This is a genomic window from Geomonas sp. RF6, from assembly GCF_021044625.1.
In the GTDB taxonomy this organism is placed as follows: domain Bacteria; phylum Desulfobacterota; class Desulfuromonadia; order Geobacterales; family Geobacteraceae; genus RF6.
This window is the reverse complement of record NZ_CP087999.1, coordinates 1,923,768-1,941,018: the sequence shown is the minus strand read 5'-3', so window position 1 is coordinate 1,941,018 and position 17,251 is coordinate 1,923,768. Positions and strand designations below refer to the sequence as shown.

The window sequence follows — 17,251 nt, the reverse complement described above, 5'->3', positions numbered from 1 at the left end:
TACCCGATCAGAGCCCTCCCCTATTGGAAGCGCAAAAAGAAGATTTCAACCTTCCTTCCCCAGGCAATCCCTGCAGTAACCGTAGTATTCGAGTCGCTTCTGATGGGCCCTGAATCCTGTCCGCTCTTCAATCGCTTCGACTGCTGCAGGCACCCCTTCCTGAAAGTCTTCGATTTTGCCGCACCCCAGGCAAATGAGGTTGAGATGGTCTGCCGTATTCGGCTCGTAACGGTTGTCCCTGTCGTAGAAATCGAGTTCCTTGATAAGCCCGAGACCCTTGAGCAGGTTCAAGGTGTAATAGACCGTCGAGGCGCTTATTTTCGGCACCTTTTCCTTTGCTGTCTCAAGGAGGGTGCAGGCGCTGGGATGGTTTTCCCCCCCGGCGAGAAGATCGATGATCAGAAGGCGCTGCGGAGTCAGTTTCAGCCCCTCATCCCGAAGCGCCTGCACGATCCTCTTTTTGATCTCGTCAGATTCGATGGTGCCCCCCTAATTCGTACTGGTTCCTATTAATAGAAAAAAATGATACCGGGGCTAAGCTTACTGTCAAGACGCCATGAAGGCATACAAATGCAAAACCCCGCCCTGATTCCAGCTACTTCTGGAGCCACGGCGGGGTTTTTTGCTGCAGAGGGTCATTGCGCTGGGGAGGCTTGCCCAAAACGAAAATGCCGCCCCTGAGAATTTTCCAGGAGCGGCATTTCCAGACAGCAGCGACGACGGACGGTGCTAGATATCCAGGTTCGAGACGTTGAGCGCGTTCTGCTCGATGAAGTTGCGGCGCGGCTCGACCTGGTCACCCATGAGGACGGTGAAGATCTCTTCGGCAGCGACCGCATCCTCGATCTTCACCTGCAGAAGCACCCGGTTTTCCTGGTGCATGGTGGTCTCCCAGAGCTGCTCCGGGTTCATCTCTCCGAGGCCTTTGTAGCGCTGGATGTACAGACCCTTCTTCGCGGTCTCCAGGAAGAAGGCGACGACCTCCTCCTGGCGCTCCGTGGTGAGGAGGAGCTTCTCCTCGCCGGCGCCCCCTTCGGTCTCCTTCCGTTGGGAGACGTAGGCGGTGCTGCTGCCGAAAGTCCCGGAGACGCGGTTGTAACTGTCGGCAAGGAGGCCGTAGTCGTAGGAGTTGATGAGGTCGACCGTCTGGTTGTCGGCGCGCACGCGCAGGTTACCGAAGGAGAAGACGATGGCGCCGGCCTGGGCGGTCTGGTCCTCGTAATCGACCTCGGGGAAGCACTCCTTCACCTTCGGGAGCTGTGCCACGAGGTCGGAGAGCTCCTCGATCCCCTTGCGTACGTTGCACTTCAGGAGGACGTTCAGGAGCTGGTCGTTGATCCCCTTTTTCACCACCTTGTCGAAGAGGGCGTTGTGGTCGATGAACTGGCGAAGGATGGGGATGATCTGCTTCCCGCGGTAGACGCGCTCGTCGGCGCCGAGCTTCAGCACCATCTCGTCGGTCCCCTCCTCGAGGAGGTAGCTCTGCAGCGCCGCTTCGTTTTTCAGGTATTGCTCGCGCTTGCCGCGCTTGATCTTGTACAGCGGCGGCTGCGCGATGTAGAGGTAGCCGCGCTCGATGAGCTCCATCATCTGACGGAAGAAGAAGGTCAGAAGAAGGGTGAGGATGTGGGAGCCGTCGACGTCCGCATCGGTCATGATGATGATGCGGTGGTAGCGAAGCTTCGCGATGTCGAAGTCCCCTTTCCCGATCCCGGTGCCGAGCGCGGAGATCAGGGTGCGGATCTCCTGGGAGGTGAGCATCTTGTCGAAGCGCGCCTTCTCGACGTTCAGGATCTTTCCCTTCAAGGGGAGGATCGCCTGGTACTTGCGGTCACGCCCCTGCTTCGCCGAGCCACCTGCGGAGTCACCCTCGACGAGGAAGAGTTCGCAGAGCGCAGGGTCCTTCTCCTGGCAGTCGGCGAGCTTTCCGGGGAGGGTGCCGATCTCCAGCGCCCCCTTGCGGCGCGTCAGGTCGCGCGCTTTTCTCGCCGCCTCGCGGGCGCGGGCCGCATCGATCGACTTCTCGAGGATGCGCTTCGCCATCTGGGGGTTCTCCTCCAGGTACATGGCGAGCTTTTCGTTCATGAGGGTCTCTACGTACCCCTTCACTTCGGAGTTCCCAAGCTTCGTCTTCGTCTGCCCCTCGAACTGCGGCTGCGGGATCTTCACGGAGATGACGGAAGTGAGCCCCTCGCGCAGGTCGTCGCCGGAGATCGCCACCTTCACGTTTTTCAGGAGGTTGTTGGCGTTCGCGTAGTTGTTCATGGTGCGCGTCAGCGCCGCCTTGAAGCCGACGAGGTGGGTACCACCCTCATGGGTGTTGATGTTGTTGGCAAAGGAGAAGATCTTCTCGTCGTAGGAGTCGTTGTACTGCATCGCCACTTCGATCTCCACACCGCCGCGCTCGCCGCGGAAGTAGATCGGATCGGAGTTGATGACGTTCTTGTTCTTGTTCAGGAACTCCACGAAGGAGCGGATACCCCCCTCGTAGAAGAACTCGTGCCCCTTCTCGGAGCGCTCGTCGTAGATCTTGATGCGCACACCGGCGTTCAGGAAGGCGAGCTCGCGCAGACGCTGGGAAAGGACGTCGAAGGAGAACTCCACCGTCTCGAAGATCTCGCCGTCGGGGAAGAAGGTGACCTTGGTGCCGCGCTTCTTCGTCTCGCCGCTCTCGGCGAGCGGTGCCAGCGGCACCCCTCTCTCGTAGCTCTGGTTGTAGATCTTCCCGTTGCGGCGGATTTCCAGGTGCAGCTGGCGCGAGAGCGCGTTCACCACGGAGATCCCCACGCCGTGCAGGCCGCCGGAGACCTTGTAGGAGCTGTTGTCGAACTTCCCCCCGGCATGAAGGACAGTGAGGACTACCTCCGCGGCCGATTTCCCCTCCGTGGGGTGCATGTCGGTCGGGATGCCGCGGCCGTTATCCACGACCGTGACGGAGCCGTCCAGGTGGATGGTGACGGTGATGTCGTCGCAGTAGCCGGCGAGCGCCTCGTCTATGGAGTTGTCCACCACTTCGTAGACCAGATGGTGCAGTCCCTGGGAGGCGGTGGAGCCGATGTACATCGCCGGCCTCTTGCGGACCGCCGACAGCCCCTCCAGAACCTTGATCTTGTCTGCACCGTAATCGCTTTGTTCTTCTCTGTTCATCGCTGCCTCAATTGTCATCCGTACCTGTACCTCTAGTGAAGAATCCTTCCCTCTCTAATCTGGAACGCCCGGTGCTGTGCCCCCTCCTCGAAGGGGACGTTTTGCAGGGCGGTGGTGGTGATAAAGACCTGCATCTCCCTGTTTTTGAGAAACTCCATCAGGTTCGCGTTGCGCTCCCGGTCCAGCTCGCTCGTCATGTCGTCCAGAAGGAGCACCGGCGGCGCGCCGAAGCGCCTGTGCAGGTACTCGATCTCCGCCATCTTCAGCGCCAGCACAAAGCTCCTTTGCTGCCCCTGCGAACCGAAGTGGCGCACCGGCCGCCCGTCGAGCGCGAAGTAGATGTCGTCGCGGTGCGGTCCCGCAACAGTCGTCCCCCGCCTCTTTTCCTCGGCGGCGTGCGCCTTCAGCGTTTTTAGGAGCGTCTCCTCCGGGTCGGCGAGGTACGCCTCCCGCTCCATGAGGTTCAGGCGGTAGGAGAGCACCACCTCCTCGTCGTTTCCGGAGATCTGCTTGTAGAAGAACTGCAAAAGCCCCTGCATCTCCTCCAGATACGCCACACGCCGGGCAACCACTCCTGCCGCCGCGTGCGCCAGCTGCTCGCTCCACACGTCGAGACCCGAGAGTTCCCCGCGCTTTAGCAATGCGTTGCGGTTCTTGAGGATCTTGGAATAGTCGTGGAAGAGGGCGAGGTAGCCGAGGTCGCCGGTGAAGACGGCCCGGTCCAGATAGCGGCGCCGCAGCTCCGGAGCCCCCCGGACCATGGAGATTTCCTCGGGGGTGAAGACCACCACGTTCAGGTTCCCGAAGAAATCGTCCATGCGGGTTGCGATTTTCCCGTCGACCTTCCCCTTTTTCCCCTGTTTTTCCAGAAGGAGGGAGATGTCCCTCTTGACGCAGTCCTTCTCTACGACCCCACGGATGAGGGAAAAGTCCGCCCCGAACGTGATGAGTTCCGCGTTCCTGGCCAGCTTGAAGGACTTCATGGTGGAGAGGAGATAGATCGACTCCAGCAGGTTGGTCTTGCCCTGACCGTTGTTTCCGTAGAAGACGTTGAACCGCGCGCCCGGCGTCAGTTCAAGGTTTTTCAGGTTGCGAAAGGAGCTAACTCTTAGTCCTAGTAATCTCATCCGGTCTTCTGGAACCTTGTGCCCCTTGGTTTCCTGGCGTGGAAATAGCCCAACACGCTATTTTAATGCTTTTGCCCCCTCTTTGGCTATTAATTAATTTTTCAGGCCTTCACAACGCCGCCAGAGCCGCCTCCAGCGCCAGCTCCGATCCCCGTGATCCCGCGTCCCTCCCCTTTCAAGGGGGAGGACAGGAGGGGGATGGGGTTTCCTGCCTTCGGCGCCGAATCCCCGTATTTCCACAGCAGGGCACGGGAGGTGGCGTCGTCTACAGCCTCATCGGCATGATGACCGCCATGAAGTCGCTCTCTTCTGCGGAGTTCATCACCACCGGGGAGAATTCATCCTTGAACTTGAGCTCGACCTCCTGCTCGTCCATCACCGCGAGGACGTCGATCAAGTACTTGGCATTGAAGCGTGCCGAGATCGGGGTACCGTCGTAGGTCACTTCCATCTCCTCCCGAGCCTCGCCGAGTTCCGGGTTGCTGGAGGAGATAACCATGACGTCCGGGCTCACCTCGATGCGGATCCCTTTGAACTTTTCGCTGGAGAGGATGGACATCCTTTTCAGGGAGTGGAGGAAACGGTCCCTGTTCACGTGGACGGACTTGTCGTTTCCTTTCGGAATGACCTTCGTGTAGTCCGGGAACTCGCCGTCGATGAGGCGCATGACGACGACGGTGTTTCCTTTCTTGATGACGGCGCTGTTGTCCATGAACCCGAGCATGATCGCCGCCGATTCCTCGTCGACCATCTTTTTGAGCTCGAAGATCCCTTTCTTGGGGAAGATGACCCCTTTCGCGAGCTCAGCGGAGATGCTCCCTTCGATCCCCTTTTCAGCGACAGAGAGACGGTGGCCGTCGGTGGCGACCATCTTGAGTAGCGTGCCGGACTCGTCGACCGCCTTTACGAAGACGCCGTTCAGGTTGTACTTCGTCTCGTCGTAGCAGATGGCGTAGGAGGTCTTCTCGATCATCTGCTTGAGGATCGCGTTGTCGAGAAGGATAAAGCTCTCGTCCTTTACCTTCGGGAAGTAGGGGAACTCCTCGGAGGAGAGGCCGACGATGTTGAAGCGCGCCTTGCCGCAGACGATCTCCACCCAGTCGTTGTCCCGTGTGGTGAAGTGGATTTCCTGGTCGGGCATCTCCTTTACGATCTCGTAGAGCTTCTTGGCGGAGACGGTGATCTTCCCTTCGCGGATGACCTCGATCGGGTACGAGCTGCGCATGCCGACTTCCAGGTCCGTGGCGGTGATGTTCAGCGTGTCGCTCGTCGCCTCCAGAAGGGTGTTCGAAAGGATGGGCATGGTGGATCTCTTTTCCACGATACCCTGGATGCGCTGCAGGGCTTTCATAAAGACATCTTTGCTTATCTTGAATTCCATCTTTTCTCCCTTCTCCGTCCGCGCTTCTTTTTCTAAGGTTTTTATGTCTTTTCAGTAGTAGTAGATAGATGCCTGTTGAAATGTGGACAAGCTTCGTAAAGGTGCGGCGCGTCGTCTCTTTCCGGCGTGGGAAACCCTGATGATTGCCGGGCTACTTTTTCCGCTTCCTGCACAGGAGGCTTTTCCGGGTGTGAACAACAGGGGAGTTGTCCACACTTTTCCCCATTACGCCAACACCTTTTTCTTTATGTCTTCCACAGAGGCCCGGAACTCCGCGTCGCCGGCCATCTGCTTCTCGATCTTCTTCACGGAGTGGATGATCGTCGAGTGGTCCTTCCCTCCGAACTTCTCGCCGATCTCCGGATAGCTCGCCTTGGTGAGCTCGCGGCAGATGAAGATGGCGATCTGTCGCGGCACCACGAGCGTCTTCACCCTCTTGTCGCTTTTCAGCTCCGAGAGTTTGATCCTGAAGTGGTCGGCGACGATCTTCTGGATCATCTCCACCGTGATTTCCTTCGTCTTTTCGACGATGATGTCCTTCATGACCTCGCGGGCCATGTTCAGCGTCAGGGCGCTTCCGGTGAGGCTCGCGAAGGCCTCCAGGCGGATCAGCATCCCCTCGAGCTCCCGGATGTTGCTCGTCGCGCCGTTGGCGAGGAAGAAGGCGACATCGTCCGGGAGCTCGATCCCGTGCATGTCGGACTTCTTCTTGAGAATCGCCATCTTCGTCTCGATGTTCGGCGGCTGGATGTCCGCGATGAGCCCCCACTCGAAGCGGGAGCGCAGCCGCTCCTCGAGCCCCGGGATCTCCTTCGGGAACTTGTCGCTGGTGATGACAATCTGCTTGTGCGAGTCGTAGAGGGCGTTGAAGGTGTGGAAAAACTCCTCCTGCGTCGCCTCCTTTCCCGCCATGAACTGGATGTCGTCGATGAGCAGCAGGTCCATCTTCCTGAACTTGTTGCGGAATTCCTCCATCTTCTTGTAACGGAGGCAATTGATCATCTCGTTCATGAACTTTTCGGACGAGTAGTAGCAGATCTTCGCCTTGCTGTTCTTGGCGAGGATCTGGTTCCCGATGGCGTGCACCAGGTGGGTCTTGCCGAGTCCCACACCGCCGTAGATGAAGAGGGGGTTGTAGTTGCTGGCCGGCTTGTTCGCCACCGCCTGGGAGGCGGCATAGGCGAACTGGTTGCTGGCGCCGCACACGAAGGAGTCGAAGGTGTACTTTGGGTTCAGGTTCGGCATGAACTCCGGCGCCTTCTTCTCCTTTTCCTTCTCTTTTTCCTTTTCCGGTTCCTTCGGGGGAGGGGCGGCTTTTGAGGGCTTTGGCTCCTCTTTTGCCTCCTCCTTGTTCTCCGCGACCTGGAACTCGATGTGGAACTGCACGGCGGTGAGGGCGTAGAGCACCTCTTTTATCATGGTGAGGTACTTGTCGGTGACCCACTTCTGGATAAAGGTGCTGGGGACTTTGAGGATGAGGGTGTTGTCCGTGCTTGAATGGAAGGTGAGCGGCTCGATCCAGGTCGTGTACGTCTGCCCGGTGAGCACGTTTTTCAGATGTGTTTGGGCTTCGCGCCAAACGTTTTCCATCGAGTGAATCCTTTATGCTGATGCGCGGATTGCTGCGGCCGCGACACTTTTGCATTATTCAGTGAGGTGACAGGGGAGGGGGGTACCCTCCGCAAACACCGCATTCGTGGGGCGGCGCCTTTGCCGGCGCGGCTCCTGGGTGCCGGGTCGGACTTACAGGAGCCTCTTCTGGTAAAATTGAATGCGAAGTCTAGGAAGATGCATCGCTGCAATAGGTAAGGATCACGGGGCCCCCGACGGTGTATGATGCGCTCGCCCGGGAGTTGTCCCGACTGGACTACGGCTGAGTCTCCCCGGGTGGAAAAAAGGGATCACGGGAGAGCTCATTTTACACGGTTTTTGCACAGCTTTATCAACAGATGTTGATAATAAAAAGTGTCGGGGATACCAGCTACTTACGCGGTTATTAACAGGATAAAGCCATCCTAATTTTATCGCAGCGGGCAGACTAGCAGAGCTACCCCCAATTTGCAAGGCAAAAGTTGCCGCAGGAAAAAGACCTTGACAGCTAACGGTGTTTATGTTTAAGTTCGATGCTTGCCTTTAATTCCGCAATAAATTAGCGAAGGAGTACATAGAAGATGAAAAGAACGTACCAGCCGAGCAACGTCTCCAGGAAAAGAACCCACGGTTTTCTCGTGCGCATGTCCACCAAAAACGGCCGTCTCGTGATCAAGAGGAGAAGGGCTAAAGGTCGCAAGCGCCTCGCAGTGGGTATCGCCACCAAGTAAGGACCTGCTTGACCGGTTTTGCCTTCCCTAAAAAAGAGCGCCTGCTGTCGCGCCCCGAGTTCCTGCAGTTCAACTCCGGCGGCAATAAGATGCACACAGCTCACTTCATCGTGCTCTGGAACGACTCCGGCACAGCCGGTACCCGGCTCGGCGTCACGGTGAGCCGCAAGGTGGGCAATGCGGTCATCAGAAACCGCATCAAAAGGCGCCTGCGCGAATTTTACCGGCACAACAAGCCGCTTTTCATCGAGGCAGATTTCAATATCATAGCCAAAAGGGGAGCGGAGGGTCTTGATTCTCAACAGGTCTCAATCGAACTCGCAGCCGCTCTCGGGCGGCTGCGTGAAAGATATGCTCAATAAGACGCTCATAGGCTTCATCAAGGCGTACCAGAGGTATGTCTCTCCCTTTCTAGGCTCCTCCTGCCGTTTTTACCCCACCTGTTCCCATTACTCCCTGCAATCGCTGGAAAAATATGGCCCCATGAAGGGCTCGTGGCTCACGGTGCTGCGCATTCTCAAATGCCACCCGTTCCACCCCGGCGGTTACGATCCTGTCAGATAGCTTCTCTAGGAGAACTTTTATGGAAAAAAGACTCGTTGTCGCGGTACTACTCTCCATCGGGGTCCTGTATGCGTACTCCTTTTTCTTCCCCCCCCCGAAGCAGGTAGCCCCCAATGCGTCTCCTGCCCAGCAGCTTTCCCAGCCCGCGGTTTCCGCCGCACCTGGGACTGCCGCAGCTCCCGCACCTTCCGCGCCGGCTCCCGTTGCTGCAGTACCTCAGGCGACTGCCGCCAAAGAGGTCGTGGTGGATACCGACCTGTACCAGGCCGTCTTCTCCACCCAGGGTGCCGGGCTCAAGAGGGTCGTCCTTAAGAAATACAAGGAGACTCCGGGACCCCAGGGTAAGGACGTCGTTCTCCTGGACGAGGCCAATGCCGACCGTTTCGCCTTCCTCACCGAATCGCGCGAGCTCGGCATCGCCCCCGGCGCTCTTTTCAACGCCAGCGCCGACAGCGTAAAGCTCACCGACGGCAAGAGCGGCACGCTGGAGTTCACCACGAAGACCCCCCAGGGGATCGTCTTCAGGAAGGTGTTCTCCTTCTCCGGCAACCAGTACAGGATAGGGCTCACCGAGGAGATCCAGAACGCAGGTGCGGCGAAGACCGACGGCGTCCTGCACCTCGTGCAGCACAACCGCGTGGTGGAGCACAAGAAAGAGGGGAGATACGAGGTTCACGGTCCCTCTACCCTGGTAGGGGAGAAGCTCACCGCGGACAAGATGGAGAACCTCCTCAAGGAGCCGAAGGCGTACGACAGGGGAGTCATGTGGTCTGCGTTTGCGGACAAGTACTTCATGGACGCCGTCATCTCCGAAAAGGGGAGCATCGCCTCGGTGCGTCTTTCCCGTCCGGCCAATGACGTGCTGGTGAGGGACATCGCTTCCCCGGTAGTGTCGGTGAACCCCGGGCAGGCCGCCGGCGTCTCCTACAATCTCTTTATCGGCCCGAAGGATCTCGACGTCCTCAAGGTGCAGGGGAGCAGGCTGGAAGAGGTCATCGACTACGGCTGGTTCGCCGCGCTGGCAAAGCCGCTGGTTAAAATCCTCAAATACCTGTACCAGTACACCCACAACTACGGCATCGCGATCATCATCATCACCGTCGTGCTCAAGGTGCTCTTCTTCCCGCTGACGCAGAAAAGCTACAAGTCGATGAAGGAGATGCAGAAGCTCCAGCCGAAGATGACCGAGCTGCGCGAGAAGTACAAGAACGACCGCGACCGGATGAACCGCGAGGTCATGGAGCTGTACAAGACGCACAAGGTGAACCCGATGGGGGGGTGCCTCCCGATGCTGGTTCAGATACCGGTCTTCTTCGCCCTGTACCGCGCGCTCATGTACTCCATCGAGCTGCGCCACGCGCCTTTCATGCTCTGGATCACGGACCTTTCCGCCAAGGACCCGTACTACGTGACTCCGATCATCATGGGTGTTACCATGTTCATCCAGCAGAAGATGACCCCGACGAACATGGATCCGGTACAGGCGAAGATGATGCTGGCGCTCCCGGTGGTCTTCACCTTCATGTTCCTGAACTTCCCCTCCGGCCTCGTCATCTACTGGCTGGTGAACAACGTCCTCACCATCGCGCAGCAGGCATACATCAACAAGACGACCGCCTAGGCTCTGCCAGGCTGTCTCTGTGCTGAAAGGCTAGAGCAGGTAAAAGCATGTACATCCGAGATACCATAGCCGCAATAAGCACACCGGTAGGGGAGGGTGGCATAGGGATCGTCCGCATAAGCGGGGATCTCGCCACCCGCATAGCCGGGAACATCTTCAAAGGTAAGTCGAACGGTGGCCTAAAAAGCCACCGTTTTTCTTATGGCACCGTCTTCGATCCCGCTACCGGCGACAGCATCGACGAAGCGATGCTCGTGTACATGAAGGGGCCCAATTCCTACACCCGCGAGGATGTGCTGGAGATCCAGTGCCACGGCGGGAGCCTCATCGTGCAGCGTGTCCTCGACCTGGTGGTCACGCAGGGGGCGCGTCTCGCCGAGCCGGGGGAGTTTACCAAGCGCGCCTTCCTGAACGGGAGAATCGACCTTGTGCAGGCCGAAGCGATCATGGACGTGATCTCCAGCAGGACGGAGGCGTCGCTCACTCTGGCGCGCCACCAGGTGGAGGGGCTCCTTTCCCAGCGCATCGCCGTCATAAAGGATGCCATTCTCTACGCACTGGCTTTTGTTGAGGCGTTGATCGACTTCCCTGAAGAGGATATAGATATCGCTCTTGACAGCGACGTCATGGCGCGCATCGCTCCAGCGCTCCTGGAGCTGGAGACCCTTATATCCGGGTTCGACGAGGGGAGGGTGATCAGGGACGGTGTCAGTGTCGTCATCGTCGGGAAGCCGAACGTAGGGAAGTCGAGCCTTCTGAACACGCTCCTCAAGGAGAAGAGGGCGATTGTTACCTCGGTTCCCGGTACCACCCGCGACGTCATCGAGGAAGTCATAAATATCGAGGGGCTCCCTGTGCGCCTCCTCGATACCGCCGGTATCAGGGACTCGGAGGACCAGGTAGAGCAGGAGGGGGTGCGTCTCACCCTTGACCGGATCCCGAAGGCGGATCTCGTCGTCTTCGTGATCGACGGCGCGCTCCCTTTCGCCGAGGAGGATCATGCTATCCTGGAGGCGATCGGAGGGAAGCCCTACATTGTGGTGAGGAACAAGTCGGACCTCGGCGTGTCCGAAGAGATTCCTGCCGCTCTCCTTGATCGCTGCGTCAGCCTCTCCACCCATACCGGTGTAGGGGTGCCTGAGCTGCGCCATGCCATTCACAATGAATTCCTCAGCGGGAGCGCCACCGACAGTCGCGAGTATGTGGCGGTATCGCGAGCGAGGCATCGGGACGCACTATTGAAGTCACTCTCGGCGCTGCGCCGGTTTGAGAAGAACCTGCAGGCAGGTGTCAATCTTGAGCTGCTGCCGATAGATCTTCGCGAGGCGATAGATGCGGTAGGGGAGGTCACCGGTGAGACGACGGCGGATGACGTGCTGGACCGGATCTTCTCCACTTTCTGCATAGGGAAATAAGATCCTGCTGTGAACAACCTGTGGAAACATGTGTAGTTCCACGTGGAACAGTTATAGAAAGTGACACTGTTTCAAGTTGTTATGTTCTTTTGCTCTTGCAGACGCTATCCTGTGGAAACGCAATAGCAACCAGAGGCCGCCGGGAACGCCTCCGGCTTATCCCGGCCTACAAAGACTGACCCGATATACTCAGAGTTCCACGTGAAACAGAGACAAAATTCGCCGAACAATCCAGCTATTATCTTTTGAGCTTCGCCACTCTCCCATCGCCTTGCGACCTCCCATCACTTGTGCAAGAGCAATCGCGTCCCCTCCCTTTCAAGGGGAGGGACAGGGTGGGGATGGGTTCGGTAGTGATGGGGGCAGTACACAGCATCAATAGCAGCAAAGCTTCATCCAGATCCAAATCAACAGGGAGTACCCCTTGATACACTACGAGAAGTCATACGACGTCATTATCGTCGGCGCCGGACACGCCGGTTGTGAGGCGGCACTCGCTGCTGCCAGAATGGGTTGCAGCACCCTCCTTTTGAGCATCAACCTCGACGCGATCGCCCTCATGTCGTGTAACCCTGCCATAGGCGGGCTCGCAAAGGGGCACCTGGTAAAAGAGATCGATGCCCTTGGCGGCGAGATGGGACGCAACATAGACGCCACCGGCATCCAGTTCCGCGTCCTCAACACGAGAAAAGGTCCCGCGGTGCGCGCTTCACGTGCCCAGGCGGACAAGCAGATGTACCGCCTGCGCATGAAATCCGTGCTGGAGCGCCAGGACCGGCTCGACCTGAAGCAGGGTGAGGTCACGGATCTGCACATGCAGGACGGCGCAGTGGCAGGAGTAGATACCAGGGGGGGCGTCAGATACCTTGGTAAGACCGTCGTTCTCACCACCGGGACCTTCATGCGCGGCCTGATCCATATCGGCCTCGTCCATTATCCCGGGGGTAGGGCAGGGGACCTTCCTTCGGTCGGGCTTTCCCAGCACCTGGGTGAGCTTGGATTCGACGTCGGCAGGCTAAAAACCGGGACTCCCGCACGTCTCGACGCACGTACCATCGACTTCACGAAACTCGAGCCGCAGTATGGCGACGAGCGCCCGCTTCCCTTCTCCTTTGAGACGGAAAAGATAGAGCAGCCGCAGGTTCCGTGCTACATCGCCTACACCAACCCGAGAAGCCACGAGATCATCCGCTCCGGCCTTGACAGGTCCCCCCTTTACGCGGGGATTATTGAAGGAATCGGCCCGCGCTATTGCCCGTCGATCGAGGACAAGGTCGTGCGCTTTCCGGAGAAGGACCGGCACCAGAGCTTCATCGAGCCGGAAGGGCGCGACACGGTGGAAATGTATCCCAGCGGGCTCTCCACCTCTCTCCCTGTCGATGTGCAGTGGGCCTTTTACCGCAGCATCGAGGGGCTGGAGCGCGTGGAGATCATGCGCCCCGCCTACGCCATCGAGTATGACTATGTAAATCCGATACAGCTGCACGCCTCCCTCGAGACGAAGGTGGTGCCCAATCTTTACCACGCGGGGCAGATCAACGGCACCTCCGGCTACGAGGAAGCGGCCGCGCAGGGGCTCATGGCGGGGATCAACGCGGCGCTGCGCGTGCGCGGGGAGGAGCCGCTCGTGCTGGGGCGCAGCGAGGCGTACATCGGCGTCATGATCGACGATCTGGTGACCCTGGGGACGAAGGAGCCGTACCGCATGTTCACCTCCCGCGCCGAATATCGTCTCTTGCTGCGCGAGGACAACGCGGATCTGCGGCTGCGCGAGAAAGGGCACGCCATCGGGCTGGTGCCGGAGGAGACGTACCGGGCGTTCCACGTGAAAAAGGAGCAGATCGAGAACGAGTTGGCGAAGCTTTCGCGCGAGAGACTCGTCCCTTCCACGACCGATCCGGCGCTTCTGGAGGAATGGGATCTGGTGGGGATGCAGAACGGCATGAGCTACGAGCAGCTGCTGCGTCGCCCTGATTTCACCTGCGAGGACCTGGCGCGCGTCTATCCGGCGATCATGGAGTTCCCCGAGTCGGTGCGCGAGCAGATCGAGATTCAGGTGAAATACCAGGGATACATCGGAAGGCAGCTCGAGCAGGTGGAGCGCGCGGCGAAGCTTGAGGGGGCGAAGATCCCGGAGGAGCTCGACTACAGCACCATTGCCGGCCTCTCGACCGAGGTGCAGGAGAAGCTCGCGAAGTTCCGTCCGGACACGCTGGGGCAGGCTTCCCGCATACCGGGAATCACTCCCGCGGGTATCACCATGCTTTCCATCGCGCTGAAGGGGAGGGGGCTCAAGTGAATGCAGCAGCGAAAAAAGCCCTTCTGCAAGGAGCGGCTGAATTAGGAGTCACCCTTTCCGACGCGCAGGCCGCAGCCTTCGACGCCTTCGCCGAAGAGCTCAAAAAGTGGAACAAGAAGATCAACCTGACCGCAATAGATGACGATGCAGGGATTGCGGTAAAGCATTTCGTCGACTCCCTGACCATATTCAGGGCGCTGAAGCCGGCAGGCAAGCTTCTGGACATCGGCTCCGGTGGAGGCTTTCCCTGCATCCCGGTGAAGATAGTTGCACCCGAGATAGAGGTGCTCTCAGTTGATGCTGTGGTGAAGAAGATCAGCTTTCAGAAAAACGCGGCGCGGCTCCTCAACCTGGAGCGCTTCACCGCGCAGCACGTTCGCGCCGAGACGCTCGCCGCCGACCATGCAGCCTCCTTCGACTGGATCGTCTCCAGAGCCTTCTCCGACATCCCCTCCTTCGCAGCGATGGCGCTTCCCCTTCTGAAGGAAGACGGAAAGATCATCGCCATGAAAGGACGGGAAGGATTGAAGGAAGCGGAGGCAGCCTCCGGTGCGCTGGCCGAGTTGGGTGCCAAGGTCGTCTCGGTCGACGAATTTGCACTGCCGATCGCAGGGGATGCCAGATCCCTCGTGGTGATCGCCCGCGCGTAGATTGGAAAAGGTGGCTTTCGCTGTTAATGAGCCAAATTCGCCTTCTGAGCTTGTGGGTTGTGTTTTGAAGGCCTGAGGCTGCGCGGAGTCGAAAACGCCGCCTGTAGCTCAAATTTCGATGCCGCTTTTTTGGGCAAAATCGAAGAATTTGTGGGTTGGACAACGTAGGGAACTGTAGGCCGGAATAAGCGAAGCGTTTCCGGCAAATGATGGTGTGGGACGATGCGTGCCGCGCTGATGATGTCGGACTGCCGGGAACGCCTGACGGCTTATCCCGGCCTACATTTCCCTCCCTCAAGCACAAGGTTTCTTTTCACTCAAGAAACTCATCGCTCTGCGACTGCTGCACATAACTCTGCTCCTTCATTTCCGCATGGAGGCATACCTCGCTGCTCCTTTCACATTCCTCCAACACTCGCAATATTTTTGACTTTTGCCCGATTTCTATGTTAAGGATAAAAACTTTTTTTGTTTGCCTGGGCAACATCTTTAGATAGCTCCAAGGGGGAAATCGATGCATTACTTTCAGTACAAGGATGAACAACTCCACGCTGAAGAAGTTTCCATAAAAGATATCGTCGAGAGAGTCGGCACTCCCGCCTACATTTACTCCCACGCCACCCTCGAGAGACATTTCAAGGCGATGGACGACGCTTTCGCCGGCACTCCCCATACCATCTGCTACTCCGTCAAGGCGAACTCCAGCCTCGGCGTCCTCAAGACCTTCATCAACTTGGGCGGTGGTGTCGATATCGTCTCCGGCGGCGAACTCTACCGCGCGCTGGCAGCGGGCGTCGATCCGAAAAAGGTCGTCTACTCCGGCGTAGGGAAGAGGGACGACGAGATCGCCTACGCGCTCGACTCCGGCATCCTCCTCTTCAACGTGGAGTCCGAGCAGGAGCTCGACCGCATCGACATGGTGGCGGGACACCTGGGCAAGAAGGCCGGCATCGCGCTGCGCGTCAATCCCGACGTCGATCCGGAAACCCACCCGTACATCACCACCGGGCTCAAGAAGGCGAAATTCGGCATAAATATCGAGCGGGCCCTCGAGCAGTACGCCCGGGCGAAGACCCTCCAGAACCTGGAAATCATCGGCGTCGACTGCCACATCGGCAGCCAGCTCACCAAAGTATCCCCCTTTGTCGACACCATCAAGAAGCTCAAGAGACTGGTGGCCGGCGTGCGTGAGATGGGGATCGACCTCAAGTACCTCGACCTCGGCGGCGGGCTGGGGATTCAGTACAATGACGAGGTGCCGCCGCTCCCTTCGGAGTACGGCAAGGCGATCCTCGAGGAGACGAAGGACCTCGGTCTGCACCTCCTTTTCGAGCCGGGGAGGAACCTGGTCGGCAACGCAGGGATCCTGGTGGCAAAGTGCCTCTTCACCAAGAAAGGGGACGAGAAGGACTTCATCATCATCGACGCAGGGATGAACGATCTGGCACGTCCCGCCCTCTACGGCTCCTTCCACGGCGTGCAGCCGGTTGTGAAGGATCAGGAGGGGACTGTGGTGGCGGATATCGTCGGCCCCATTTGCGAGTCCGGTGACTTCCTGGTAAAAGAACGCGAGGTCCCCAACTTCAAGCAGGGCGATTTCGTTGCCTTCATGTCCGCAGGCGCCTACGGCTTCACCATGAGCAGCAACTACAACAGCCGTCCCCGCGTCCCGGAGATCATGGTGAAGGGTGACCGCTACGAGGTGATTCGCGAGCGCGAGAAGGTCGAGGATCTCATCAAAGGTGAGCACCTTCCTTCGTTCCTGTAGGGATATCGCCAGTCTACTCGAGTAAGGCTGGGCCCTCTGGCCCGGCCTGAACCAGATTTACAAAGGAGAAGCCCATGTTTCAGGGAAGCATCGTCGCCCTCGTAACTCCGTTCAACAACGGCGCAATCGACGAGGAGAAGCTGCGGGAACTGGTGGAATTTCAGATCGAGAACGGCACCGACGGGATCGTCCCTTGCGGCACTACCGGAGAGGCCTCTACCCTCGACTATGAAGAGCACGACCGGGTGATCCAGATCGTGGTCGAGCAGACCGCAAAGAGGGTCCCTGTCATCGCGGGGACCGGCTCCAACTCGACCAGGGAAGCGATCGAGATGACGCAGCACGCGAAGGATCTCGGCGCCGATGGCGCGCTGCTGGTCACTCCCTACTACAACAAGCCTTCCCAGGACGGGCTCTACCTGCACTACAAGGCCATCGCGGACGCTGTGGCGATCCCCCAGGTGCTGTACAACGTACCCGGGCGGACGGGCGTGAACCTCCTCCCGGAGACCGTGGCGCGCCTTGCGGACCACCCAAACATCGTGGCCATCAAGGAAGCGACAGGGTCGCTGCTGCAGGCCTCGGAGGTCCTGGCGCTGTGCGGCGACAAGCTGGACGTTCTTTCCGGCGACGACTTCATCACCTTCCCGATGATGGCGTGCGGCGGCAAAGGGGTGATTTCCGTGACGGCTAACATAATGCCGAAGGAAGTCGCAGCGATGACCGACGCCTTCTTTGCCGGCAACATGGAAGAGGCGAGACAGCTCCATCTGAAGCTCCTGAAGATCTCCAACGCCATGTTTGTGGAAACGAACCCGGTCCCGGTAAAGACCGCCGTCTCCCTCATGGGGAAATGCCGCGACGAGCTGCGCCTGCCGCTGGCTCCGCTGGTGGAGAAAAACCGCGAGAAGCTGATCGCCATCATGAAGGAATACCAGCTGATCTAGCACCTTGCCAT

At 58.7% G+C, this 17,251-nt stretch carries 14 protein-coding genes; 9 read left to right on the top strand and 5 right to left on the bottom strand.

Annotated elements, in window-relative coordinates:
* Positions 1–45 precede the first annotated feature (45 nt).
* From LPW11_RS08340 to dnaA, 5 genes are all read right to left on the bottom strand, one after another.
* Positions 46–450, bottom strand: a complete 405-nt coding sequence (locus tag LPW11_RS08340) for a Fur family transcriptional regulator (protein WP_230997665.1) — start codon at positions 448–450, stop codon at positions 46–48.
* Positions 451–729: 279 nt separating this feature from the next.
* A complete protein-coding gene (gene gyrB, locus LPW11_RS08335) occupies positions 730–3,147 on the bottom strand; it encodes a DNA topoisomerase (ATP-hydrolyzing) subunit B (RefSeq protein WP_230997664.1) in 2,418 nt (805 codons plus the stop codon).
* A gap of 32 nt (positions 3,148–3,179) precedes the next feature.
* On the bottom strand, positions 3,180–4,274 hold the full coding sequence (recF, locus tag LPW11_RS08330) for a DNA replication/repair protein RecF (RefSeq protein WP_230997663.1): 1,095 nt from the start codon (positions 4,272–4,274) through the stop codon (positions 3,180–3,182).
* 265 nt (positions 4,275–4,539) lie between these two features.
* Positions 4,540–5,655 carry a DNA polymerase III subunit beta gene (dnaN, locus tag LPW11_RS08325; RefSeq protein ID WP_230997662.1) on the bottom strand — a complete coding sequence of 372 codons (1,116 nt, stop codon included), beginning with the start codon at positions 5,653–5,655 and terminating at the stop codon, positions 4,540–4,542.
* Positions 5,656–5,880: 225 nt separating this feature from the next.
* Entirely contained in the window at positions 5,881–7,245 is a 1,365-nt protein-coding gene (gene dnaA / locus LPW11_RS08320; RefSeq protein WP_230997661.1) for a chromosomal replication initiator protein DnaA, read from the bottom strand.
* A gap of 581 nt (positions 7,246–7,826) precedes the next feature.
* On the opposite strand from dnaA, the gene rpmH reads away from it, so the two are divergent.
* The 9 genes from rpmH to dapA all read left to right on the top strand — a co-directional run bounded on the left by rpmH (position 7,827) and on the right by dapA (position 17,240).
* Positions 7,827–7,976 carry a 50S ribosomal protein L34 gene (gene rpmH, locus LPW11_RS08315; RefSeq protein ID WP_230997660.1) on the top strand — a complete coding sequence of 50 codons (150 nt, stop codon included), beginning with the start codon at positions 7,827–7,829 and terminating at the stop codon, positions 7,974–7,976.
* Positions 7,977–7,984: 8 nt separating this feature from the next.
* Complete coding sequence (gene rnpA / locus LPW11_RS08310) at positions 7,985–8,338, top strand: ribonuclease P protein component (RefSeq protein WP_230997659.1); 354 nt, start codon at positions 7,985–7,987, stop codon at positions 8,336–8,338.
* A complete protein-coding gene (gene yidD / locus LPW11_RS08305) occupies positions 8,328–8,540 on the top strand; it encodes a membrane protein insertion efficiency factor YidD (protein ID WP_230997658.1) in 213 nt (70 codons plus the stop codon). Before rnpA ends, yidD begins: the two co-directional genes overlap by 11 nt.
* A gap of 19 nt (positions 8,541–8,559) precedes the next feature.
* The gene (yidC, locus tag LPW11_RS08300) at positions 8,560–10,161 is read left to right on the top strand and encodes a membrane protein insertase YidC (RefSeq protein WP_230997657.1); all 1,602 of its coding nucleotides are present in this window, start codon (positions 8,560–8,562) and stop codon (positions 10,159–10,161) included.
* Between the two features lie 47 nt (positions 10,162–10,208).
* Positions 10,209–11,576, top strand: a complete 1,368-nt coding sequence (mnmE, locus tag LPW11_RS08295) for a tRNA uridine-5-carboxymethylaminomethyl(34) synthesis GTPase MnmE (RefSeq protein WP_230997656.1) — start codon at positions 10,209–10,211, stop codon at positions 11,574–11,576.
* 424 nt (positions 11,577–12,000) lie between these two features.
* Complete coding sequence (gene mnmG / locus LPW11_RS08290; RefSeq protein ID WP_230997655.1) at positions 12,001–13,875, top strand: tRNA uridine-5-carboxymethylaminomethyl(34) synthesis enzyme MnmG; 1,875 nt, start codon at positions 12,001–12,003, stop codon at positions 13,873–13,875.
* A complete protein-coding gene (gene rsmG / locus LPW11_RS08285) occupies positions 13,872–14,525 on the top strand; it encodes a 16S rRNA (guanine(527)-N(7))-methyltransferase RsmG (protein WP_230997654.1) in 654 nt (217 codons plus the stop codon). Before mnmG ends, rsmG begins: the two co-directional genes overlap by 4 nt.
* 514 nt (positions 14,526–15,039) lie before the next feature.
* A complete protein-coding gene (lysA, locus tag LPW11_RS08280) occupies positions 15,040–16,293 on the top strand; it encodes a diaminopimelate decarboxylase (RefSeq protein WP_230997653.1) in 1,254 nt (417 codons plus the stop codon).
* Positions 16,294–16,367: 74 nt separating this feature from the next.
* Positions 16,368–17,240 (top strand): 4-hydroxy-tetrahydrodipicolinate synthase, encoded by an 873-nt coding sequence (gene dapA, locus LPW11_RS08275; RefSeq protein ID WP_230997652.1) that lies wholly within the window; start codon positions 16,368–16,370, stop codon positions 17,238–17,240.
* The last annotated feature ends 11 nt before the right edge of the window (positions 17,241–17,251 follow it).